Source organism: Nocardioides sp. cx-173 (genome assembly GCF_021117365.1).
Lineage (GTDB): Bacteria > Actinomycetota > Actinomycetes > Propionibacteriales > Nocardioidaceae > Nocardioides.
In genome coordinates this window covers 1,138,858-1,159,951 of record NZ_CP088262.1, presented here as the reverse complement: position 1 = coordinate 1,159,951, position 21,094 = coordinate 1,138,858, and the positions used below count along the sequence as shown (strand labels likewise).

Here is a 21,094-nt window from a genome sequence, read left to right as displayed (position 1 = left end):
GACACGAAGGAGCGCGATGTCGCATCGAGAGGTCAAGGGGGCGCTGGACATCGCCCGGCTGGTGGACAACCTGGGATCGACCCTGGTCAGCCCGCTCGTGAGGGGGGTCGGGCTCGACGCTCCGGTCACCAGCGTGGTCATCTTCGACGCCGAGGACGAGCTCCTCGTCGGTCCGGGCGACCTCCTGCTCGGCGTCGGTCTCCACTCCCCGGAGCAGATCACGTCGCTGGTCCGCCGGGTCGCCCCCACGGGCGCGAGCGGACTGGTGGTGAAGGGGTCTGCGGCGCAGGCACCGCCGGTCGCCGAGTCGGTCGTCGACACCGGTCTCGCGGTCCTGCAGCTCGAGCGGGCGGCCTCCTGGGTCCAAGTCGCCGAGCTGGTCCGCACGATGGTGGACGCCGACGACGAGTCGGGTCCCGAGGGGGTGGCCGGGCTCGCGGGGGTCGTCGGGGGCGACTTGTTCACGCTGGCCAACGCCGTCAGCGCCCTGCTCGACAGCCCGATCACGATCGAGGACCGGCACTCGCGCGTGCTCGCGTTCTCCGGGCGCCAGGACGAGGCGGACGAGAGTCGCATCGAGACCATCCTGGGGCGACAGGTGCCCGAGGAGTACGTCGCGGTCTTCGAGCAGCGCGGGGTGTTCAAGGCCATGGCTCGGTCGGCGGAGCCGATCTATATCGGTGACCCGCCCGGCAACGCCAAGCCCCGCGTCGCCGTGGCGGTGCGCGCTGGCGAGGAGCTCCTCGGGTCCATGTGGGCCGCGGTGGACGGACCGCTCAGCGAGGAGCGCACCCGAGCCTTCCGGGAGGCCGCCCGGGTAGTCGCCCTGCACATGCTCCGGCTGCGGGTGGGCGGCGACGTGGAGCGACGGCTCCAGGCGGACCTCCTGGCGACCGTGCTCGAGGGCGGGGCCCGGTCGGCGTCCGCGGCCAGTCGCCTCGGCGTCGCCGACGGCACGCTGCGCGTGCTGGCCGCGCAACCCCGGCTGCCCCGCGAGGGGGCCCACGCCGAGGCCGACCTCGAGCGGCTGCGCGCCGCTTTCGCCGTCCATTTCCAGGCCCTGCACTCGCGCTCCGCGACGGCCCTGGTCGGGGGCGTCGTCTACACGCTGCTGCCCGTCGGTCCCTCCGAGGACGATGCGGCGCAGGCGATGCGGCTCGGCCAGACCTTCCTCGACCGGGTGGGCGCCCAGATGGACGTGGTGATCGCCATCGGGCAGGCCGCGCCGTCCTTCCACGACCTGGCGCGCTCACGCAGCGAAGCCGACCACGTGCTGCGGGTGCTGCTCACGAGCACCCACCGCACGGGGCGACGCGTCGCCCGCCTGCGCGACGTACGCCTGGAGTCGCTCCTGCTCCGGGTCGCCGACCTGCTCAGCGACGACGACCTCGAGGACTCCCCCGTCGTCGCCTTGCGTGACTACGACCTGACACACGGCACGGAGCTGCTGCGCACCTTGGAGACCTGGCTCGATCAGATGGGCAACGTGCCCGGCGCCGCCGACCGCCTCGGGGTGCACCCCAACACCCTGCGCTACCGGATGCGCCGGGTGTGCGAGATCGCCGACCTGGATCTGGACGACGCGGACCAGCGACTCGACCTGATGATGACGCTGCGCCTGCAGATGCGGCGCGGCTGATCCTCGCTCAGGCCGGTCCGCCCGCTCGCACCCGGTCAACCGCGGCCCGTCCCAGACTGCCGATCAGCCGGTCGGCGTCCGGGTTGCGGGCCGCGGCGGTGCGATTGCGCACGAACACCGCCACGGCGACCCGACCTCCGTCGGGCAGCTCCACGACGCCGGCCTCGTTGCGGATTGCGGCGATGGTGCCGGTCTTGGCGCTGATCGTGACGTCGTCCGCGGACCACCCCGAGGACAGACGATGCGGCCACACCTGGAGCCCGAGGACCCGGCGGGCCTCCGCACACCCGTCCGGCGTCGTCGCCTGGTCGGTCCAGATCATCGCCAACAGCCGGGTGGTCTCACGCGGCGTGCTGCGCGACGTGCTGGCAGGCACCGCGGTCCGCATGGTCAGCCGGAGGTCCTCCTCGCCCGGCACGTAGTGGTCGTAGCCGCCCGGCAGGTCCTCGTCGATCTGGTCGAACAGCAGCTGGCAGTCCCCCACCAGGACGGTCTCGTGCAGGCCCAGGGCGGCCATCCGGGCGTTCACGGCGTCGAGGCCCACCAGGTCCAGGATCACGTCGGTGGCCCGGTTGTCGCTCACCGACATCATCAGCACCGACAGGTCACGCAGCGAAAGCTCGACGTCGTCCAGCAGGACCGAGGTGCCCACCCCGCCGGGCGTACGCCGATCGCCGGCGGCCAGCCGGACCCGCTGCTCGGGGCGCAGCCTCCCGGAGCCGTACTGGTGGCAGAGCTCTACCAGCACGGGGATCTTGAAGACGCTGGCCGTGACGACGAGCTCGTCGTCACCCAGGCCGGTCTCCGCGCCCGAATCCAGGTCCACCGCGTGCACCCAGGCCCGCGCGCCCTGCTCGCGCAGGGCCGCCTCGACCTCCGGCGTCACAGGCCACGCACCGTGGGACCGCGGCCCAGCCAGGACCCACGGCCCGGAGCCCCCTGCACCCGTCCGTCGTCGAGGACGACCTCCCCGCGGCTGATGGTGTAGCGAGGCCAGCCGCTCACCTCGGTCCCGTCGTAGACGGAGTAGCCGGCGTAGGACTCCATCGCGGCGCCATCGACCACCCGGCTGAGGGCCGGGTCGATCACCACCAGGTCGGCGTCGCTCCCGACGGCGATCGTGCCCTTGCGCGGGTACAGCCCGAAAAGCCGGGCCGGGTTGGTGGCGCTCACGGCGACGTAGCGCTCCAGGGACAGGCGACCGGACAGGACGCCGGCGGAGAACAACATCGGGAGCATGGTCTCCAGGTCGGCCACGCCCTTGCGCGAGGTGAGCACGTCCAGGGTGGGGTCCAGCTTCTGCTCCAGGGTCCACGGCGCGTGGTCGCTCGCGATGGTGTCGATCGACCCGTCGACCAGTCCGCGCCACAGCTGCGCGACGTCATCCGCGGAGCGCACCGGGGGCATCCCGATGAACTTGCCGCCGTCCGCTCGGCGATGCACCTCGTCGGTCAGGTGCAGATATATCGGCCTGGTCTCGACGAACAGGGGCAGCCCGCGCTGGCGGGCGGCCCGGGCTGAGGCCAGTGCGGCCGCGGAGGACAGGTGCACGATGAGCATCGGCGCACCGGTCGCCTCGCAGATGCCGATCACCCGGTCCACCGCGACCCTCTCGGTGTAGTCGGGGCGGCTGCGCGGATAGCTCGCGAGGCCACCCTCACCACGCGCCACCAGGTCGGATCCCAGGAAGTCGATCAGCGCCTCGTCCTCGCAGTGCACGAGGGTCAGCATGCCGGCCTGTCCGGCGCGACGGACGGCGGCGACGATGTTGGCGTAGTCCCAGTCCAGCGCCAGCGTGACGATCTTGAGGCTCATGTGGCCTTGAGCGGCGAGCTCGTCGATCGCCACGAGGTCGTCGTCGGCCACGCTGACCAGCCCGGCGTGGAGCACGAAGTCGACGAGCGACTGCGCACCGGCCGCGCGCAGGTCTCGCGCGACCGCGTCGCGGACCTGCCAGCCGTCCTCGGCGAAGCTCATCTGCCCCACGGTGGTCACGCCACCCCGCACAGCCGCCCGCGAGCCACTGAGGAAATCGTCGACGAAGCCGTTCGGCTCGTCGGGCCCGGGTCGCTCCGCGGAGAGGTGCACGTGCATGTCGATCCCACCGGGGACGACGTAGCTGCCGGTCACGTCGATCTCGCGAGCTCCGGCCATGTCGCCTCCGAGCTGAGCCACGCGCTCGCCGCGGATCCCGACGTCGGAGCGCGACCGGCTTCCGGCCGTCACCACGGTCCCTCCTCGCAGCACGAGGTCGAAGCCCGGGTGGTTGCTCACCCGCTCAGTCTCCCGGTGTCCCACGGCGCCGGCGTCGGACCGATCACCCATGCGGGGCTGCCCCCTTCATAGGATCGGACAACGCCCCGGCCGCGGCCGCCGCCTCCAGCACGGCGCGCAGGCCCGCCGGCGGGTCGGTCGACCGGCCCGTCTCGGGGTCGAAGAAGACCGTGGTCACCTGGGCGCGCGCCATCAGCAGCTCGCCGTCGCGGATCTCGGAGGCGATCGTCACCGAGCGCCGGCCCACGCGCACGATGCGCGACCAGCAGTCGTAGGGCTCGGGCCGGAACACGAGCGGCATTCGGTAGTCGACGTCGGTCTGCGCCACCACCATGGGCGCCCGGGGGGTCCCCAGGTCGCGGCTCAGGCCGGCCATCATCTGGATCCGCGCCTCCTGCAGGTACTCGAAGTACTTCACGTTGTTGACGTGGCCGTAGGCGTCCACGTCGGAGAAGCGCACGTGCACGGGGTAGTGGGTCGTGCGCGCGAGGGGCTCAGGCCGCGGCGGCCGGGCGCGCGACGCCGGCTCCAGGTAGGCCCCCAGTGCCTGCTGCTCGGTCGGCGTGAGGCGCCGTGGCCGCTCGGTCTCGAAGACGTACGGCGTGAGCACCGTGGCGGCGCGCAGGTAGACGCGGCGGCCGCCCTCCGCCTCGGGGTCGTCGTGAAAGATCTCGTAGGCCATGGTGAATGTGGCCGCCCGGATCTCGGTCACCCAGCACTCGATGCGCACCGGCCGGAACCGGAACTCCAGGGCGCCGACGTAGGTGACCTCGTGGCGCACGACGACCAGGCCCTCCCCCACGGTGCCGGCGAGCTGGCCGGTCGCCGAGGGGCCGTGCGCGCGCAGGAGGTCGACCCGTGCCTCCTGGAGGTAGTCGACGTACACGACGTTGTTGACGTGCCCCAGCAGATCCAGGTCGGCCCAGCGCATGGGGCAGTCGTAGACGTGTCGCACCCCCCGATGCTCTCAGAGACGCGGCCGACGCCCGAGCAGCTCGGCCCGCGTGGACCGGGTATGCCGCACGGCACGGCCGGCGCTATGGGAACTGCCCTAGTCTGGCGAGGCATCACTCACGAGACAGGAGATCGCCCATGCCCGAGGCAGTCATCGTTTCCGCCGCCCGTTCGCCGATCGGCCGCGCCAACAAGGGGTCGCTGGTGGACCTGCGCCCGGACGACCTGGCGGCGACCATCGTGAGCGCGGCGCTGGACAAGGTCCCCGCGCTGGACCGCACCACCGTCGACGACGTGTACCTCGGCTGCGGCCTGCCCGGCGGCGAGTCCGGCAACAACATGGCTCGCGTGGTCAACGTGCTCAACGACATGGACGGCGTCCCCGGCGCCACGATCACCCGCTACTGCGCCTCGTCCGTGCAGACCACGCGCATGGCCTTCCACGCGATCAAGGCCGGCGAGGGAGACGTCTTCATCTCCGCCGGCGTCGAGACCGTGTCGCGCTTCGCCAAGGGCACCTCGGACCACTGGCCCGACACCCACAACCACGCCTTCGACGAGGCCAAGGCCCGCACCGAGAAGACCGCCGAGGGCGGAGTCGGCTGGCACGACCCGCGCGAGGACGGCCGGCTGCCGGACATCTACATCGCCATGGGCCAGACGGCCGAGAACGTCGCCAAGCTGCGCGGGCTCTCGCGTCAGGAGCTCGACGAGTTCGGCGTGCGCTCGCAGAACCTCGCCGAGAAGGCGATCAACGACGGCTTCTGGGCCCGCGAGATCACGCCCGTCACCCTGCCCGACGGCACCGTCGTCAGCGCCGACGACGGTCCTCGCGCCGGCGTCACCTACGACGGCATCAAGGACCTGAAGCCGGTCTTCCGCCCCGACGGCGTGGTCACCGCGGCCAACTGCTGCGCGCTCAACGACGGCGCGGCCGCCGTCGTGATCATGTCCGACACCAGGGCCGCCGAGCTCGGGCTGACCCCGCTGGCGCGCATCGTCTCCACCGGCGTCAGCGCCCTCTCGCCCGAGATCATGGGCCTGGGCCCGGTCGAGGCCACCAAGAACGCCCTGCGCTACGCCGGCATGAGCATCGGTGACATCGACCTGGTCGAGCTCAACGAGGCGTTCGCGGCGCAGGTCGTGCCGTCCTACCAGGACCTCGGCATCGACATCGACCGGCTCAACGTCAACGGCGGCGCCATCGCGGTGGGCCACCCCTTCGGGATGACCGGCGCCCGTCTGCAGAACACCATGCTCAACTCGCTCGACTGGCACGACAAGACGACCGGCCTCATCACCATGTGCGTCGGCGGCGGGCAGGGCATGGCGCTCATCCTCGAGCGCCTCTGACTGCACGGCTCTACGGGCCGCCTCGCGGCCCGGTCCGCCGCCCTAGACTGCTCGGGTGAGCGACATCGGCGGACCGGCCCGCGAGACCCACTGGCTCGACGAGTCGCAGCAGCGCTCGTGGCGCGCGCTGGTGCTGGGCTCCACGCTGCTGATGGACCGGCTCGACGACGACCTGCGCCGTCGCCACGACCTGTCGCTCGCGGAGTACGAGATCCTGGTGCGCCTGTCCGAGAACGGCGGCCAGCTGCGCATGGCCCAGCTCGCCGCTGCCCTCGCGCACAGCCGCAGCCGGGTGACCCACACCATCAAGCGGATGGAGCGGGCCGACCTCGTCGAGCGCTACAGCTCGCCGGAGGACGGGCGAGGCGTGGTCGCCCGGCTGACCGACCGCGGCATGCTGCTCCTGGAGAACAGCGCGCCCACCCACGTCAACGGGGTCCGCGACCACCTCGTCGACCTGGTCGACGCCGACGACTTCGCCGCCCTGGGCCGGGTCATGAACGCCGTGACCGACCACCTGATCGCGGGCCACCCCGAGATGGAGATACGTCAGCCCGCCCACGACTGACCGGGTCAGCGTCGCGGCAGGAGCACGACCTGGTCGGGGTGGCCCTCGCCGCGGACCGCCTCCAGGCGCCCACCCAGGGCCTCGATCACCGCGCGCGCCTCGTCGAGCAGCTCGTCGTCGGCGTCGGGCCGACGGGCACCGCGGACCAGGAGGCGCAGGTGACCCCGAGGGTCGCCCTCGAGGACCAGCCGGGTGTCGCCCAGCCCGTGGGCGACGCGGTCGCGCAGGAGCAGGTCGAGAACCTGCTCCACGGGCCCGGGGGTGAACGTGAGGTCGAGGTCGCCCTCGACCGCCGCCGTGAGGCGCCGGTCGTACTCGTCCAGCTCGTCGGACCAGTGCTGCGCGCAGGACGTGGCGAGCTCGCGCAGGGGGACCTGGGCACCCCCGATGAGGCCGCGGCGGGACAGGTCGACGAGGTCCGAGGCGACGAGCGTGACGTCGTCGACGGCCGTCATGCAGCGCTGCGCGGCGGCCCGCGCCGTGGCCGGCAGGTCCTCGTCGAGGGTCATCTCCTCGAGCTCCAGGCGCAGGGTCGTGAGCGGGGTGCGCAGCACGTGGGAGGCGTGCAGCGCGAACTGCTGCTCACGCGTCAGCCGCTCGCGCAGCGCGGTCGCGCTGGAGCGCAGTGCCTCGGTGATCGCCCGGGCCTCGGGCACCCGGCTGGGCGGCAGGTCGAGGTCGAAGCGGCCACGGCCGAGGGCGCTGGCGGCGACCGCCAGCTTCTGGAACGGCGCGGCGAGCGAGCCGGAGATGACGAACCCGATCAGCGCCGAGCCAAGCCCGGTGACGGCGAAGAGCGCGACGACCGACCACGAGTCGCGTCCCCAGAGGTTCTGGATGGCCCCGGCCGACTGGCGCACGGTGACCTTGCCGCCGTCGAGGCTGATCGTGGACGTGATGCCGTCGTCCCCGTCGCGGAAGTCCGGCCCGGTGACCACGGCCCTCGGTCCGTCGGCCGGGGCGTAGACGATCTCGGTGTCCGGACCGACGAAGTCCTCCAGGAACGCTCGGTCGACCGGGCGCGCGAGCTCGTCGTTGGCCTCGATGACCGACGCGAGGGTGGTGGCCTCGCGGAAGAGGTGCTCGCCCTCGCGCTCGCGCAGCATGCCGTCCAGCGTGACCGCGCGCACGATCCCCGCGAGCAGGATCATCGACAGGGTGACGAGCAGGAACGCGAGGGTCAGTCGCCTACGCATCGGGGGTGCTGCCCTCGAGGCGGAAACCCACGCCCCGAACAGCGACCACCCGCTCCGAGACCCCGACGCCCTCGAGCTTCTGGCGAAGCCGCCCGATCGTCACGTCGAGCGTCTTGGTCGAGCCGTACCAGTTCTCGTCCCACACGTCGGCCATGAGCCTCCCGCGCGAGACCACCTTGTCGCGGTGCGCGGCCAGGATGCTCAGGACGTCGAACTCCTTGCCGGTGAGCGGCACCTCGTCGTCGCCGGCGTAGACCCGCCGGGCCGCGACGTCGATGCGCAGCCCGCCCTCGTCGGCGGGGTCGCCGGTGGCGCCCGCCGTGCGACGGATCAGTGCCCGGACCCGGGCCTGCAGCTCGGCCAGGCCGAACGGCTTGGCGAGGTAGTCGTCGGCGCCGTAGTCGAGCCCGACGACCCGGTCGAGCTCGCCGGCTCGCGCGGTCACGATCATGATCGCTCCCGTGTAGCCGCCATCGCGGGCGGCGCGGCAGACCTCGAGGCCGTCCATGTCGGGCAGCCCGAGGTCCAAGATGACCACGTCGGCCGGGCGCGAGTGCAGCTCATCGAGCGCCTTCTGCCCGCTGTCGACCCACAGGACGTCGTATCCCTCGCGCTCCAGCGTGCGGACCAGGGGGATGGCGATGTCCTCCTCGTCCTCGACGACAAGCACTCGGTGGGCCACAGTCGTGCATCATAGGGGCTGAGTGGCTGTTGGTCCCCGGGACTGAAGAATGCCGGGGGACGGAGCGGGGTCGGCGCGGCGGTGCCGCCAGGCGCCGCGGAGCGCGAGCAGGGCGAGGACGCTCGTCGGCGCGAGCAGCACGGCCAGCCAGGTCTCCCTCGCGACGGTGCCGACGAACGGGTAGCCGACGAACGGGATCGCGAGCACGACGTGCGGCAGCGACGCGTTCTCGACCGGCACGAGCCAGGGGTCGGGCTCCTCGAGGGCGTCGCCCTTGGTCCGCAGGTGGGAGCCGTCGATGTGGACGATCCGGTGGGTCACGAGACCCTTCTCGTCCGCGGTGGGGGGCGGTCGGTAGGTGATGACGTCGCCGACCTCCAGGTCGCTGACCGGAACCACGCGCTCGAGCACCACGGATCCGCGCGAGATGCCGCCGGACATGGAGTCCTGGGCGACCACGTAGCGCTGCAGGCCCAGCATCGTGGGGACCAGCGACAGCATGGTCACGGGCGCGAGGACCGCCAGCAGGAGCCACCCCCGGGCGCGCGACCTCCGCCGGCGTCGCGCGGGCGTCGGAGCGATCTCCATCGGGGCCTCCCGTCCCCGCGTGGCTGACCACGAGGACCCTCGGACGCTACGGCGTCGCCCGCCACGTGCGGGGAACGCGGTGTCCACCGTTCGGTAACAGCGCTCAGGAGGAGAACAGGTCGCCGTGCTCCGCGAGGCGCGCCAGCACCTGGTCGAGCCGGAACTGGCCCAGGCCTTCCGGGTCCTCGGCGCCGGCCTCGACCTCGTCCCACGACACGGGGGTGGCGACGTAGGGCCGCTCCTTCCCGCGCAGGGAGTACGGCGAGATCGTGGTCTTGGAGCCGGCGTTCTGCGACCAGTCGAGGAACACCTTGCCGCCGCGCTTGGACTTGGTCATCGTCGCGGTCACCAGTTGCGGGTGCTCGCGCTGGAGCTCCTCGGCCACCTCCTTGGCGAGCGCCGTCGAGTCGTCGCTCGGCAGCCGCTTCGGCAGGTCGGCGTACAGGTGCAGGCCCTTGCTGCCGCTGGTGACGGGCTTGCCGTGCAGGCCGCGCCCGGCGAGGCTCTCGCGCACCATCAGCGCGACCTGGCAGCACTCGTGCAGCCCCGCCGGCTCCCCCGGGTCCAGGTCGATCACCAGGCGGTCGGCGTTGCGGGGCCGGCCGTTGCGACCGACGGTCCACTGGTGGACGTGCAGCTCGAGCGCGGCCAGGTTGACCAGCCAGGTGAGCGTGGCCAGGTCCTCCACGATGGGAAAGGTGATGACCCCGTCCCCCTTGCCCGAGCGGCTGCCGGTCGTCGGCACCGTGACCGTACGCACCCACGACGGGGTGCCGGGAGGGGTGTTCTTCTCGAAGAAGCTCATGTCCTCGACGCCGTGTGGCCACCGGATCCGGGTCACCGCCCGGTCGGCCAGGTGCGGCAGCAGCACCGGCGCGACCTGGGCGTAGTAGTTGAGCACCTCGCCCTTGGTCGTGCCGGTACGGGGGTAGAGGACCTTGTCCAGGCTGCTGATCTTGAGGGTGCGGCCCTCGACGTCCACCAGCACCTGCTGCTTGTCGTAGGTCTCCTTCTTGGGACTCATCGGCCCACCTCGATCCGTCTCACGGGTTCGCTCCCAGGGTCTCGGCGTCGAGGTCGTGGCGCACGCCCTGGTAGGACGGCTGCCGGAGGCGGTCGTAGCCGGTGCCGTGGGTGTCGACGTCCACGACGATGCGCGGCTGGACCCAGTGGGTGCCTCGTGCGTCGACGCGCGGCACCTCGTCGGCGAACGGGCTGTCGGGTCGCTCCAGGGGCTTGAGCAGCTCGCCCAGCATCGCCCCCACCTTGCCGCCGATGCCGCTGCCGACGCGGCCGCGGTAGAGCAGCCCGTCGGCGGTCGGCTCGCCGACCAGCAGCGCGGCGAGCCGGTCGGTCGTGCCCTCCTGCGGTCGCCACCCGCCCACGACGTAGGACAGCCGGTGCCGATGGGCGAACTTCAGCCAGTGCGGCGAGCGGGCGCCGAAGGTGTAGCGCGAGGACCGGCGCTTGCTGACGATGCCCTCGAGACCCTGCTGAAGGGTGGCGTCGAAGAGCATCGGGCCGTCGTCGTACGCCGCCGGCACCTGCCACGTCGAGTCGGCCAGGTCCAGGCCGGCGAGGAGCTCGCGTCGGCGGTCCAGCGGCTGGTCGGTGAGGTCGGTCCCGTCGAGGCGCAGCAGGTCGAAGACCATGAACGTCGCGGGCACCTCATGGCTCAGGCGCCGGGCGGTCGTGGCGTTGCGGTTGTGCATGCGGTCCTGCAGGACCCGGAAGTCGGGGAGCCCACGGGCGTTCAGGGCGATCACCTCGCCGTCGACGAGCAGGTCGCGTCCGTCCAGCGGCGAGTCGCTCAGCTCTGGCCAGGCCACGGTGACGTCGTTCTCGTTCCGGCTCCACATGCGGGTGCGCCCGTCGGCGGTGTCGGCGAGGATGCGCACCCCGTCCCACTTCACCTCGTGGGACCACTCGTCTCCGGACGGCACGTGGACACCCTTGGTGGCGAGCATGGGACGCATAGCGACATCATGCCTCCCGTGGAGCCGCCAATCTCGACTGACCAACGCACCTATGCCGTGATCGGCGCCGGCCCGTCCGGACTCGCCGCGGCCCGCAACCTGCAGCGCGCCGGCGTCCCCTGGAGTGGCTACGAGCTGGCGCAGGGGGTCGGCGGACTGTGGGACATCGACGGTCCACGCAGCACCGTGTACGAGTCGGCCCACCTGATCTCCTCGAAGCGGACCACGGAGTTCGCCGAGTTCCCGATGGGCGAGGACGTCGCCGACTACCCCTCCCACCGCGAGCTGCTGGCCTACTTCCGCGCCTTCGCCGACACCCATGACCTGACGTCCGGCTTCCGCTTCGGAGCGGAGGTCGTGGCCGCGGCCCCGCACCCCGACGGCGGCTGGACGGTCACCGTCGAGCAGGACGGCCAGGACGGGCGACAGCGCACCGAGCACCGGCACGCCGGCGTGCTCGTCGCCAACGGCACCCTCAGCGAGCCGTCGGTGCCGGACTTCGAGGGCGAGTTCGACGGCGAGGTGCTGCACACCAGCGCCTACAAGAGCCCGACGATCTTCGCCGGCAAGCGGGTGCTGATCATCGGCGCCGGCAACTCCGGCTGCGACATCGCGGTGGACGCCGTGCACCACGCCGCGTCGGTCGACCTGTCGGTGCGCCGCGGCTACTACTTCGTCCCCAAGTACCTCTTCGGCAAGCCGGCCGACACCCTCAACCAGGGCCGTCCGCTACCGGCCCGGATCAAGCAGGCCGTGGACACCCGGGTGCTGCGGATGTTCACCGGCGACCCGACCCGGTTCGGCTTCCCGAAGCCGGACTACCGGATCTACGAGTCGCACCCGATCGTGAACACGCTGGTGCTGCACCACCTCGGTCACGGGGACCTGCGGGTGCGGCCCGACGTCGAGCGGCTCGACGGCGACGGCGTCGCCTTCCGCGACGGCACCCGCTCGCCGTACGACCTGGTCGTGCTGGCCACGGGCTACCACCTGCACTACCCGTTCCTCGACCCCGCGCTGCTGCGCTGGCGCGGCCGCGGCAGCGCTCCGGACCTGTACCTGAACATCTTCACCCAGGCCGACCGCGACCTGTTCGTGCTCGGCATGATCGAGGCGTCCGGCATCGGCTGGCAGGGCCGCTACGAGCAGGCCGAGCTCGTGGCGTCGTACCTGCGCGCACGCCGCGACGCCCCCGACGCCGCCCGCGCGCTCGAGGCGCGCGTGGCCGGCCCCCGCCCGGACCTCTCGGGCGGCTACCGCTACCTCGGGTTGGAACGCATGTCCTACTACGTCAACAAGGACGCCTACCGCTCCGCGGTGCGCGCCGAGATCGAGGGGCTGTCATGACCGACGTCGACAACGTACGGATCGTCTTCGAGGAGAGCTCGCTGACGACGCTGAAGATCGTGATCGGGCTGATCCTCTTCGGTATCGCGCTCGACACCAAGGCCGAGGACTTCGCGGCGGCGCTGCGCCGTCCGGGCGTGATCGCCATCGGCGTCGTCGCGCAGTTCCTGCTGCTGCCCGCGATCACGTTCGTGCTGACGCTGGTGCTGGACCTGCGCGGCTCGGTGGCGCTCGGGCTGATCCTCGTGGCCTGCTGCCCGCCCGGCAACGTCTCCAACATCCTGACCCACCGCGCCGGCGGCGACGTCGCGCTCTCGGTGTCGATGACCGCCGTCAGCAACCTGCTCGCGATCTTCCTAATGCCGCTCAACATGGCGTTCTGGGGCGGCCTGCACCCCACCGGCGAGAAGCTGCTCGCCGAGATCGACCTCAGCGCCGTCGACATGCTGCTCGAGATCGGCCTGGTCATCGGCGTGCCGTTCATCGCCGGCATCGCGATCGCGCGACTGTGGCCGCGGGTGGCCGCCGCCGGCCACCGGGTCGTCGGCCCGATCTCCTACGTCGGTCTCGCCGCGATCATCGTCATCGGGGTCGCGCGCAACTGGGACATCTTCGTGGACTACATCGGCATCGTCCTGCTGGCGGTGTTCCTCCACGACGCGTTGTCGCTGCTCCTGGGCTACGGCATCGGCCGCGCCACCCGGTTGCCCGACGCCAGCGTCCGCGCCATGACGTTCGAGGTCGGCATCCGCAACGCGGGGCTCGGCCTGCTGCTCGTCTTCACCTACTTCGACGGCCTCGGCGGCATGGCCCTGGTCGCGGCGTGGTGGGGCATCTGGGACATCATCGCGGGGCTGGCCGTCGCCGCGACCTGGCGCCGGGTCCGTGGCGTGGCGCCCTCGCCGTCCGGCCCGTCGGGCCCGTCCGGGGAGCAGGTGGCCGCATGACGTCGGTCCTGGTCACCGGCGGCGGCGGATTCCTCGGCTCCTCGGTCGTGCGCGGCCTGGGCGCCGCGGGCCACACGGTCACGAGCGCCGACCTCCGGCTGCCGGCCACCCCGGCGCCAGGGGTGCAGCACGTCGTGATGGACGTGACCGACCGCGCCGCGGTCGACGCGGGCATCGCCGCGGCGGCCCCCGAGGTCGTGGTCCACCTGGCCTCGATCGTCACCCCGGGCAAGGGGTCCACCCGGGCACTGGAGTACGCCGTGGACGTCGACGGCTCGCGGCACGTGATCGACGCGTGCGTGGCCCACGGCGTGCGCCGGCTCGTGGTCTCCTCCAGCGGCGCCGCCTACGGCTACCACGCCGACAACGGCGCGGCCCACGGCGGCTGGCTCACCGAGGACGACCCGGTGCGCGGCAACGAGCAGTTCGCCTACAGCCACCACAAGCGGCTGGTCGAGGAGCTGCTGGCCGCCGCCCGGGCGGAGCACCCGGAGCTCGAGCAGGTCGTGCTCCGGATCGGGACGATCCTGGGCGCCTCGGTGGACAACCAGATCACCGCGCTCTTCGAGCGGCCGCGGCTGCTCAAGATCCGCGGCGCGGACTCCCCGTTCGTGTTCATCTGGGACACCGACGTGGTCGCGGTCATCGAGCGCGCCGTCACCGGTGAGGCGACCGGGATCTTCAACGTCGCCGGCGACGGGGCGCTCACCATCGACGAGATCGCCGCGCTGCTGGGCAAGCCGACGCTGGTCGTCCCCGAGCCCGTGCTGCGAGCCGCCCTCGCCGTGGGCAGCCGGCTGGGCCTCACGCCGTACGGACCGGAGCAGACGCTCTTCCTGCAGTACCGCCCGGTGCTCGACAACAGTCGGCTCAAGGAGCGGTTCGGGTACCGGCCGACGCGGACGAGTCGCGAGGCCTTCGATGAGTGGCGGATGCGTCGCGGGTCGTAACCGCGGATACTGATGCGACGTCAGCGACGAGAGAGGTTTGAGCATGCGCGCGATCTGGAAGGGTGCGGTGTCCTTCGGACTGGTCAACGTGCCGGTCAAGCTCTACTCCGCCACCGAGTCGCATGACGTGTCGTTCCGTCAGGTCCACGCGAAGGACGGCGGGCGGATCAAGTACCAGCGGGTCTGCTCGATCGACGGCGAGGAGGTGGCGTACGCCGACATCGCCAAGGGCTACGAGACCGAGGACGGCGAGATGGTCATCCTCAGCGACGACGACCTCGCCGAGCTGCCACTGACCTCCTCGCGCGAGATCGCGGTCGAGAAGTTCGTCCCGACCGAGCAGATCGACCCGATGATGTTCGAGAAGTCCTACTACCTCGAGCCGGAGAAGTCCGGCGCCAAGCCCTACGCCCTGCTGCGCCAGGCGCTGCTCGACGCCGACCGGATGGCCGTGGTCACCGTCGCGCTGCGGCAGCGCACGTCGGTCGCCGTACTGCGGGTGCGCGACGACGTGATCGTGCTCCAGACGATGATGTGGCCCGACGAGATCCGGACGCCGGACTTCAACATCGACGGCGGCGAGGTCAAGGCCAACGAGGTGAAGATGGCCAACATGCTGGTCGAGACGCTGGCCGGCGACTTCGACCCGGCGGAGTTCGAGGACGACTACGCCGAGGCGGTCGAGGCGCTCGTGAAGGCCAAGATCGAGGGCGGCGAGGTGAAGCGGACCGCCACCTCGACCAAGTCCTCCGGCGAGGTCGTCGACCTCCTCGCGGCGCTCCAGCGCTCGGTCGACGCCGCCAAGACCTCCCGTGGCGAGGACGCCGCCCCCGCGAAGAAGTCCGCCCCCGCGAAGAAGGCCGGCGACAAGAAGACCAACGCCAAGAAGACCCCGGCCAAGAAGTCGGCCGCCAAGAAGAGCACCACGAAGAAGACCGCCGCCAAGAAGACCCCGGCCAAGAAGGCCAGCTGAACGCCGACCCGTCAGCAATTCACCGGATTCCCCGCTGACCCGTCAGAAACTTTGTGACGGGTCAGCGGGGATCGCGTGCAGTGAGTGACGGGTCAGCGGGCGGGGTGATCGTCTGGTGGGGCGGTCATGCGGCGGAGCTGGGCGCCGATCTCGGCGGCGACGGCGATGGCGAGGTCCTGGGCAGGCTCGCCATCGTGCTCGGGGACGACCCGTTGGACCGTGCCGTCGGCCAGCAGCTCCGCGGCGCCCACCCGCTGCGCCTGCGCCATCTCGTCGGCGTGGTGGGGGTCGCCGTGCACGATCACGCTGGCGCCCTCGGGCGGGAGCGGGGAGAGCCAGGCGTGCTCGGCGGCGATGACGGTGTCGGCGGGGAGCAGCGCGAGCGCGCCGCCGCCGCAGCCCTGGCCGAGCAGGACCGAGAGGGTCGGCACGGTCATCGTCGCGAGGGTGCCGATGCAGCGGGCGATCTCGCCGGCGATGGCGCCCTCCTCGGCTCGCTGCGACAGCTCCGCCCCGGGGGTGTCGATGATCGTCACGAGCGGCAGCCGCAGCTCCTCGGCCAGGCTCATCGCGCGTCGCGCCTCGCGCAGGGCGCCAGGTCCCATCGCCTGCTCGGGAGTCTGGCGGGTGCGGTCCTGGCCGACCAGGACGCAGGGCTGGCCGTCGATGCGGGTCAGCGCGAGGAAGACCGTGTCGTCGAACTCCCCCTCGTCGGTGCCGCGCAGCCGCAGCGTCCCGTTCGCGCCGTGGCGCAGCAGGTCGCGTACGCCGGCGCGGTCCTCGGCGCGCGTGCGGGTGATCGACTCCCAGACGGGGATGCGGCGCTCGGCTGCCCGGTCCTCGCGCCGCGGCAGCGTGGCCGGTCCGGGCGGGTCGACCAGGACGGCGAGGGCAAGGTCGACCAGTGCGGGCAGCTCCTCGGGGGACACGACGGCGTCGATGATGCCCTTGGCGGCGAGGTTCTCCGCGGTCTGCACCCCCTCGGGGAACGGCTCGCCGGTGAGCCCCTCATAGACGCGCGGGCCGAGGAAGCCCACCAGCGCGCCCGGCTCCGCGACGGTCACGTGTCCCAGGGAGCCCCACGACGCGAAGACCCCGCCGGTGGTGGGGTGCCGCAGCTGCACCAGGTACGGCAGCCCCGCAGCGCGGTGCGCCATCAGCGCGCGCGAGATGTCGACCATCTGCACGAAGGCGGGCGTCCCTTCCTGCATGCGGGTGCCGCCGGAGCTGGTCGTGGCCAGCACCGGGAGACCCTGCGCGGTCGCTCGTCGTACGGCGGACGCGATCCGGCGGGCGGTGGCCTGCCCGATGGATCCGCCGAGGAACCGGAACTCGTTGGCGACCACGGCCACCGGCCGTCCGCGGACCAGTCCCCGGCCGGTGAGGACCGCCTCGTCGGCACCGGACCTCTCCGCCGCCGCCGCGAGCTCGCGGCGGTAGGCCTCAGGCTGCTGCGAGATGTCGATCGGGCTGTCCCAGGACTCGAACGAGCCGTCGTCGAGGACCAGGTCGAGCAGGTCCTGGGCCCCCCAGCGGCGGCTCACTCGCCGCCCTCGAGCCAGGCCCGGATGGAGCCGGCGTGCTCGTCGAGCACCGGCGGGGAGGCGTGGTCGCGGCGGGTCACCTCGGCGCCGGCGGCGTCGAAGAACCGCAGGGGCGGGCCGGGCAGCGTGACCCGGCCCAGGGTGGGGTGCTCGACGTCGACCAGCAGGCCCTGGCTGGCGGTCTGGTCCCAGGAGTAGACCTCGTCGAGCGTGCGGACCTTGCCGGCCGGCACGCCGACCTCGGCCAGGCGCGCGAGCAGCGGCTCGGCGTCCCAGTCGGCGAAGACGCCCTCGACGACCTCGATGACCCGCTCCCGCGCGGCCACCCGGTCCTGGTTGGTGGCCAGACCGTCGGCCGCCGGGTCCAGCCCGAAGCCCTCGCAGAACCGCCGCCACAGACCCTCGCTGCCGAGCGCGATCTGGACCGCGCCGTCGCGGCAGTGGAAGAGCCCGTAGGGCGCGATGGAGGGGTGATGGTTGCCCTGGGCGCGGCCGACCTCGCCGGCCACGGTCCAGCGCGTGCCCTGGAAGGCGTGCACGCCGATGACCGAGGCGAGCAGCGAGGTGCGCACGACGGTCCCCCGGCCGGTGCGGTCGCGCTCGTGGAGCGCGGCGAGGACGCCGTAGGCGCCGTACATCCCCGAGAGCAGGTCGGCGATCGGCACGCCGCCGCGCTGTGGGTCGTCGGGTCCCGAGCCGGTCAGGGACATCAGTCCGGCCTCGCCCTGCGCGATCTGGTCGTAACCGGCGCGACCGCCCTCGGGACCGTCGTGGCCGAAGCCGGTGATCGACAGGACGACCAGGCGCGGGTTGCGCGCCTGCAGGTCCGCGATGCCGAGGCCGAGCCGCTCGAGGACGCCGGTGCGGAAGTTCTCCACCAGCACGTCCGCGCGGTCGACGAGGCGCAGCAGCAGGTCGCGGTCGCCCTCGTCCTTGAGGTCGAGCGCGATCGACTCCTTGTTGCGGTTGGCCGAGAGGAAGTACGTCGACTCGCGAGCGTCCGGGTCGCCGACGAAGGGCGGCCCCCAGCCACGCGTGTCGTCACCGGTCCCGGGGGCCTCCACCTTGATCACGCGGGCGCCCAGGTCGCCCATCATCATGGTCGCGTGGGGCCCCGCCAGCGCCCGGGTGAGGTCGACGACGAGGATGTCGTCCAGTGGTCCGCTCATGTGCTCGCTCAGCTCTTCCGTCATCGGTTCGGTCACCAGCTCGGCAGCACGAGCGCGGCCCAGACCAGCACCGGTCCGACGATCACCACGATCACGCTGTAGGTCAGGATCTGCTTGTAGTACACCGGCTCCTCGATCGTGTCGGGTCGGTTGGCCAGCATCAGCGCACCGTTGGTGGAGAACGGGCTCACGTCCACGATCGTCGAGGACACCGCCAGGGCCGCCACGAACATCGCCGCGGAGATGCCGCCCTCGGCGATCAGCGGCACCGAGATCGGGATGATGATCGGCAGCAGCGCCGTCGACGACGCGAACGCGGACACGACGCCGCCCACGTAGCAGAGGATCAGGGCGCCGATGATCGCCGCGCTGAACCCGGCGGCCCACTCCCCCACGAACTCCGGGGAGCCGGCCGCCGTGAGGATGGCGGCGTAGGTGCTCACTCCCGCCACCAGCAGCACGGTGGGCCACGCGATCTGCTTGACCGCGTCCTTGTGCTCGTCGGGTGAGAGCATCGCGAGGATGACCGCGGCCGTGATGGCCACGAAGCCGATGTTCTTGTCGAAGGCCAGCGCGACCGTGGCCACGCCCACGAACGCGACGAGGGTCAGGACCTGGTCGCGACGCACGCCGACGGCCTGGGTGCCGGTCGGGGCGTACGTGCCCGTGCCCCGGGCAGGCACGGTGGCGCCGCCGCGGTGCAGGTCCTCGTCGAGGGTGTCCGGCTCGTCGGGGTCGATCCGGCGGGTCATCAGCTCGCGGCCCCCGAGCAGCACGAACAGGATCACCGCCATGATCGTGTTGACCACCAGGCTGGCCAGGAAGACCGTGACCTCGCTCGTGGGCAGGCCGGCGTCCTCCATCACCGAGTTGGTGATCGTGCCGTAGATGCTGATCGGCGAGAACCCACCGCCCTGGGCTCCGTGGACCACGAACATGCCCATCATCAGCGGGTTGATCCGGTAGCGACCGGCGAAGCCGAGCGCGATCGGGCCGATGATCGCGCACGCGGCGGGGCTGGCCGCGCCGATGGCGGTCAGCAGCGCGGTGACGCCGAACATCACCCACGGGATGAGCGCCACCCGGCCGCCGACGCTGCGCACCGCGGATCTGACGATCAGGTCCACGGTCCCGTTGTTGCGCGCGATGGCGAACAGATAGGTGACGCCGATCAGCGTCAGGATGAGGTCACCGCTGACCCCGGCGAGGATCTCCTTCTCGTCGAGGTCGAGGGAGTACATCCCGACCAGCCAGGCGGCGACGTACGCCAGCGCCCCCATGTTGATCGGCAGGAGCGTGCCGATCACGAACAGTGCGACCAAGGCGAGGATCGCCACCCATTCCGGACCCATGTCTTCCCTCCGAGGTGCCGGCGGCGTGGTCATGGGTGACCGGGCTCACACGCTGGCTCAGTGGCCTAGCCAATAGGTCAATGGTCCGGATGTCCATAGAATCGGGTCATGTCTGAACCCGTCTTCCCGCAACGGCTGCTGCGGACCCGGCTCTACGAGCAGGTCGCGGAGCAGATCACGGCGTGGATCGCCGACAACAACCTGCGTGAGGGAGACCGGCTCCCGCCGGAGCGTGAGCTCGCCACCCGGCTGGGCGTCAGCCGGGCGACGCTGAGCCAGGCGCTGGTCGCGCTGGAGGTCATCGGCGTGGTCGCCGTCCGCCACGGCGACGGCACCGTCCTGCGGGGTGGCGGAGCGACCCGCATCGTCGAGGCGATCCGCTCGCACGCCGACCGGCTGCCGGAGATCATCGAGACCCGCGACGCGCTGGAGACCAAGATCGCCTCGCTGGCCGCCACCCGGCGTACCGACGAGGACCTCGCCCGCATCGACGACGCGCTGGACGCGATGGCCGACGACATCGCGGCCGGGGGGCGCGGTGTCGAGGGCGACGAGCGCTTCCACGGGGCGGTGACCGCGGCCGCCCACTCGCTGCTGCTGGCGCGACTGATGGATGAGATCGGCGACCTCATCAAGGAGAGCCGCATCGAGTCCCTCTCCCAGCCCGGACGGCCCCGGGACTCGCTCGCCGGCCACCGTGCGATCGCCGACGCGATCCGCGCCGGCGACCCGGCCGGCGCCGCCGAGGCGATGCACGAGCACGTCGCGATGGTCAGCGACGTCGCCCTGCTGCGCCCTCCCCGGTGACCGGCCTGGAGCAGCTCGCCGTCCTGGTCACCGGCCTCGGCGCGGGCGTGCTCACCTCGACCGTCGGCGTCGCGTCACTGCTCAGCTTCCCGGTCCTGATCGCGGTGGGGCTGCCGCCCGTGGTCGCCAACGTCAGCAACACCCTGGGCATGACGCCCGCGAGCCTGAGCGGCTCCTTCGGCTACCGCCGCGAGCTGCGCGAGCACCCGGGGGTGACCGCGACGGTGATCGTCACCTGCACCGCCGGCTCCGCCGTCGGGGCGGTGCTGCTGCTGGCGCTGCCCTCGTCGGTCTTCGAGTCCGTGGTGCCGTGGCTGATCCTCTTCACCTGCCTGCTCGTCGGCGCGCAGCCGACGATCTCCCGGGGGCTGCGCCGCCGCCACCCGGAGGGCGAGGCGCGGCCGGACCGCACCCGGATGTCGCCGGTCACCACGGCCTTCTCCAGCCTGGTGGGCGCGTACGGCGGCTACTTCGGTGCCGGCTCAGGGGTGATGATGGTGGCGGTGCTGGGGTTCGGGCTCGACCTCGAGCTGCGCATCGTCAACGGGCTCAAGACGCTGGCCATCCTGTGCGGCAACCTGCTGGCCGCGCTGATCTTCGTCTTCGTCGCCGAGGTCGACTGGCGGGCGGTCGGGCTGCTCGCCGCCGGCTCGGTGGTCGGCGGGTACGTCGGCGCGCGGGTCGGACGGCGGATCCCGCCGGCCCTCTTCCGGGCGCTGATCGTCACGGCCGGCGTGACCGCCACCGTCACGATGCTGCGCTGAGCGCCTGCGCC

The 21,094-nt window shown here is 72.0% G+C and carries 20 protein-coding genes; 9 read left to right on the top strand and 11 right to left on the bottom strand.

Translation table 11 applies throughout. The annotated features are described in order from the left end of the window. Window positions 1–16 precede the first annotated feature (16 nt). Entirely contained in the window at window positions 17–1,639 is a 1,623-nt protein-coding gene (locus LQ940_RS05580; protein WP_231242038.1) for a helix-turn-helix domain-containing protein, read from the top strand. Window positions 1,640–1,646: 7 nt separating this feature from the next. Here the strand turns inward: LQ940_RS05580 and LQ940_RS05575 are convergent, their stop codons facing one another. Genes LQ940_RS05575 through LQ940_RS05565 form a run of 3 tightly spaced genes read right to left on the bottom strand, consistent with a single transcriptional unit; the run spans window position 1,647 to window position 4,868 of the window. Further along, the gene (locus LQ940_RS05575) at window positions 1,647–2,525 is read right to left on the bottom strand and encodes a serine hydrolase (protein WP_231242039.1); all 879 of its coding nucleotides are present in this window, start codon (window positions 2,523–2,525) and stop codon (window positions 1,647–1,649) included. After that, window positions 2,522–3,913 carry an amidohydrolase family protein gene (locus LQ940_RS05570; RefSeq protein ID WP_231242040.1) on the bottom strand — a complete coding sequence of 464 codons (1,392 nt, stop codon included), beginning with the start codon at window positions 3,911–3,913 and terminating at the stop codon, window positions 2,522–2,524. The genes LQ940_RS05575 and LQ940_RS05570 overlap by 4 nt, the downstream gene beginning before the upstream one ends. Before the next feature lie 43 nt (window positions 3,914–3,956). Next, window positions 3,957–4,868 carry an acyl-CoA thioesterase gene (locus tag LQ940_RS05565; protein ID WP_231242041.1) on the bottom strand — a complete coding sequence of 304 codons (912 nt, stop codon included), beginning with the start codon at window positions 4,866–4,868 and terminating at the stop codon, window positions 3,957–3,959. Window positions 4,869–5,005: 137 nt separating this feature from the next. Between LQ940_RS05565 and LQ940_RS05560 the strand changes: the two genes are divergently transcribed. Together LQ940_RS05560 and LQ940_RS05555 are read left to right on the top strand one after the other, a co-directional pair. Then, complete coding sequence (locus LQ940_RS05560; protein WP_231242042.1) at window positions 5,006–6,220, top strand: acetyl-CoA C-acetyltransferase; 1,215 nt, start codon at window positions 5,006–5,008, stop codon at window positions 6,218–6,220. A 55-nt stretch (window positions 6,221–6,275) separates the two neighbouring features. Next, window positions 6,276–6,788 (top strand): MarR family winged helix-turn-helix transcriptional regulator, encoded by a 513-nt coding sequence (locus LQ940_RS05555; RefSeq protein WP_231242043.1) that lies wholly within the window; start codon window positions 6,276–6,278, stop codon window positions 6,786–6,788. Window positions 6,789–6,793: 5 nt separating this feature from the next. Here LQ940_RS05555 and LQ940_RS05550 read toward each other — a convergent pair whose 3' ends face one another. The 5 genes from LQ940_RS05550 to ligD (LQ940_RS05530) form a co-directional block, all read right to left on the bottom strand. Then, window positions 6,794–7,984 (bottom strand): histidine kinase dimerization/phospho-acceptor domain-containing protein, encoded by a 1,191-nt coding sequence (locus LQ940_RS05550; protein ID WP_231242044.1) that lies wholly within the window; start codon window positions 7,982–7,984, stop codon window positions 6,794–6,796. Then, window positions 7,977–8,666, bottom strand: a complete 690-nt coding sequence (locus tag LQ940_RS05545) for a response regulator transcription factor (protein ID WP_231242045.1) — start codon at window positions 8,664–8,666, stop codon at window positions 7,977–7,979. The genes LQ940_RS05550 and LQ940_RS05545 overlap by 8 nt, the downstream gene beginning before the upstream one ends. A gap of 9 nt (window positions 8,667–8,675) precedes the next feature. Next, window positions 8,676–9,254: a signal peptidase I gene (locus LQ940_RS05540; RefSeq protein WP_231242046.1), complete on the bottom strand. Its 579-nt coding sequence runs from the start codon at window positions 9,252–9,254 to the stop codon at window positions 8,676–8,678. Window positions 9,255–9,357: 103 nt separating this feature from the next. Then, complete coding sequence (gene ligD / locus LQ940_RS05535) at window positions 9,358–10,278, bottom strand: non-homologous end-joining DNA ligase (protein ID WP_231242047.1); 921 nt, start codon at window positions 10,276–10,278, stop codon at window positions 9,358–9,360. 19 nt (window positions 10,279–10,297) lie between these two features. Further along, window positions 10,298–11,230 carry a non-homologous end-joining DNA ligase gene (gene ligD, locus LQ940_RS05530; RefSeq protein ID WP_231242048.1) on the bottom strand — a complete coding sequence of 311 codons (933 nt, stop codon included), beginning with the start codon at window positions 11,228–11,230 and terminating at the stop codon, window positions 10,298–10,300. Between the two features lie 18 nt (window positions 11,231–11,248). Between ligD (LQ940_RS05530) and LQ940_RS05525 the strand changes: the two genes are divergently transcribed. Genes LQ940_RS05525 through ku form a run of 4 tightly spaced genes read left to right on the top strand, consistent with a single transcriptional unit; the run spans window position 11,249 to window position 15,447 of the window. Next, a complete protein-coding gene (locus LQ940_RS05525) occupies window positions 11,249–12,577 on the top strand; it encodes a flavin-containing monooxygenase (protein ID WP_231242049.1) in 1,329 nt (442 codons plus the stop codon). Next, window positions 12,574–13,524 (top strand): bile acid:sodium symporter family protein, encoded by a 951-nt coding sequence (locus LQ940_RS05520; RefSeq protein WP_231242050.1) that lies wholly within the window; start codon window positions 12,574–12,576, stop codon window positions 13,522–13,524. The genes LQ940_RS05525 and LQ940_RS05520 overlap by 4 nt, the downstream gene beginning before the upstream one ends. Then, window positions 13,521–14,474 carry an SDR family oxidoreductase gene (locus LQ940_RS05515; protein ID WP_231242051.1) on the top strand — a complete coding sequence of 318 codons (954 nt, stop codon included), beginning with the start codon at window positions 13,521–13,523 and terminating at the stop codon, window positions 14,472–14,474. Before LQ940_RS05520 ends, LQ940_RS05515 begins: the two co-directional genes overlap by 4 nt. A gap of 43 nt (window positions 14,475–14,517) precedes the next feature. After that, on the top strand, window positions 14,518–15,447 hold the full coding sequence (gene ku / locus LQ940_RS05510) for a non-homologous end joining protein Ku (RefSeq protein ID WP_231242052.1): 930 nt from the start codon (window positions 14,518–14,520) through the stop codon (window positions 15,445–15,447). Window positions 15,448–15,539: 92 nt separating this feature from the next. Here ku and LQ940_RS05505 read toward each other — a convergent pair whose 3' ends face one another. Genes LQ940_RS05505 through LQ940_RS05495 form a run of 3 tightly spaced genes read right to left on the bottom strand, consistent with a single transcriptional unit; the run spans window position 15,540 to window position 19,512 of the window. Then, on the bottom strand, window positions 15,540–16,991 hold the full coding sequence (locus tag LQ940_RS05505) for an acetyl-CoA carboxylase carboxyltransferase subunit alpha/beta (RefSeq protein WP_231242053.1): 1,452 nt from the start codon (window positions 16,989–16,991) through the stop codon (window positions 15,540–15,542). Then, window positions 16,988–18,160 (bottom strand): CaiB/BaiF CoA transferase family protein, encoded by a 1,173-nt coding sequence (locus LQ940_RS05500; RefSeq protein ID WP_231242054.1) that lies wholly within the window; start codon window positions 18,158–18,160, stop codon window positions 16,988–16,990. Before LQ940_RS05500 ends, LQ940_RS05505 begins: the two co-directional genes overlap by 4 nt. A 32-nt stretch (window positions 18,161–18,192) precedes the next feature. Further along, window positions 18,193–19,512 carry an SLC13 family permease gene (locus LQ940_RS05495; RefSeq protein ID WP_231242055.1) on the bottom strand — a complete coding sequence of 440 codons (1,320 nt, stop codon included), beginning with the start codon at window positions 19,510–19,512 and terminating at the stop codon, window positions 18,193–18,195. Window positions 19,513–19,620: 108 nt separating this feature from the next. Here LQ940_RS05495 and LQ940_RS05490 point away from each other — a divergent pair, with 108 nt between their 5' ends. Beyond that, window positions 19,621–20,319: a FadR/GntR family transcriptional regulator gene (locus tag LQ940_RS05490; protein WP_231242056.1), complete on the top strand. Its 699-nt coding sequence runs from the start codon at window positions 19,621–19,623 to the stop codon at window positions 20,317–20,319. Further along, entirely contained in the window at window positions 20,316–21,083 is a 768-nt protein-coding gene (locus tag LQ940_RS05485; protein ID WP_231242057.1) for a sulfite exporter TauE/SafE family protein, read from the top strand. The genes LQ940_RS05490 and LQ940_RS05485 overlap by 4 nt, the downstream gene beginning before the upstream one ends. Window positions 21,084–21,094 lie beyond the last annotated feature (11 nt).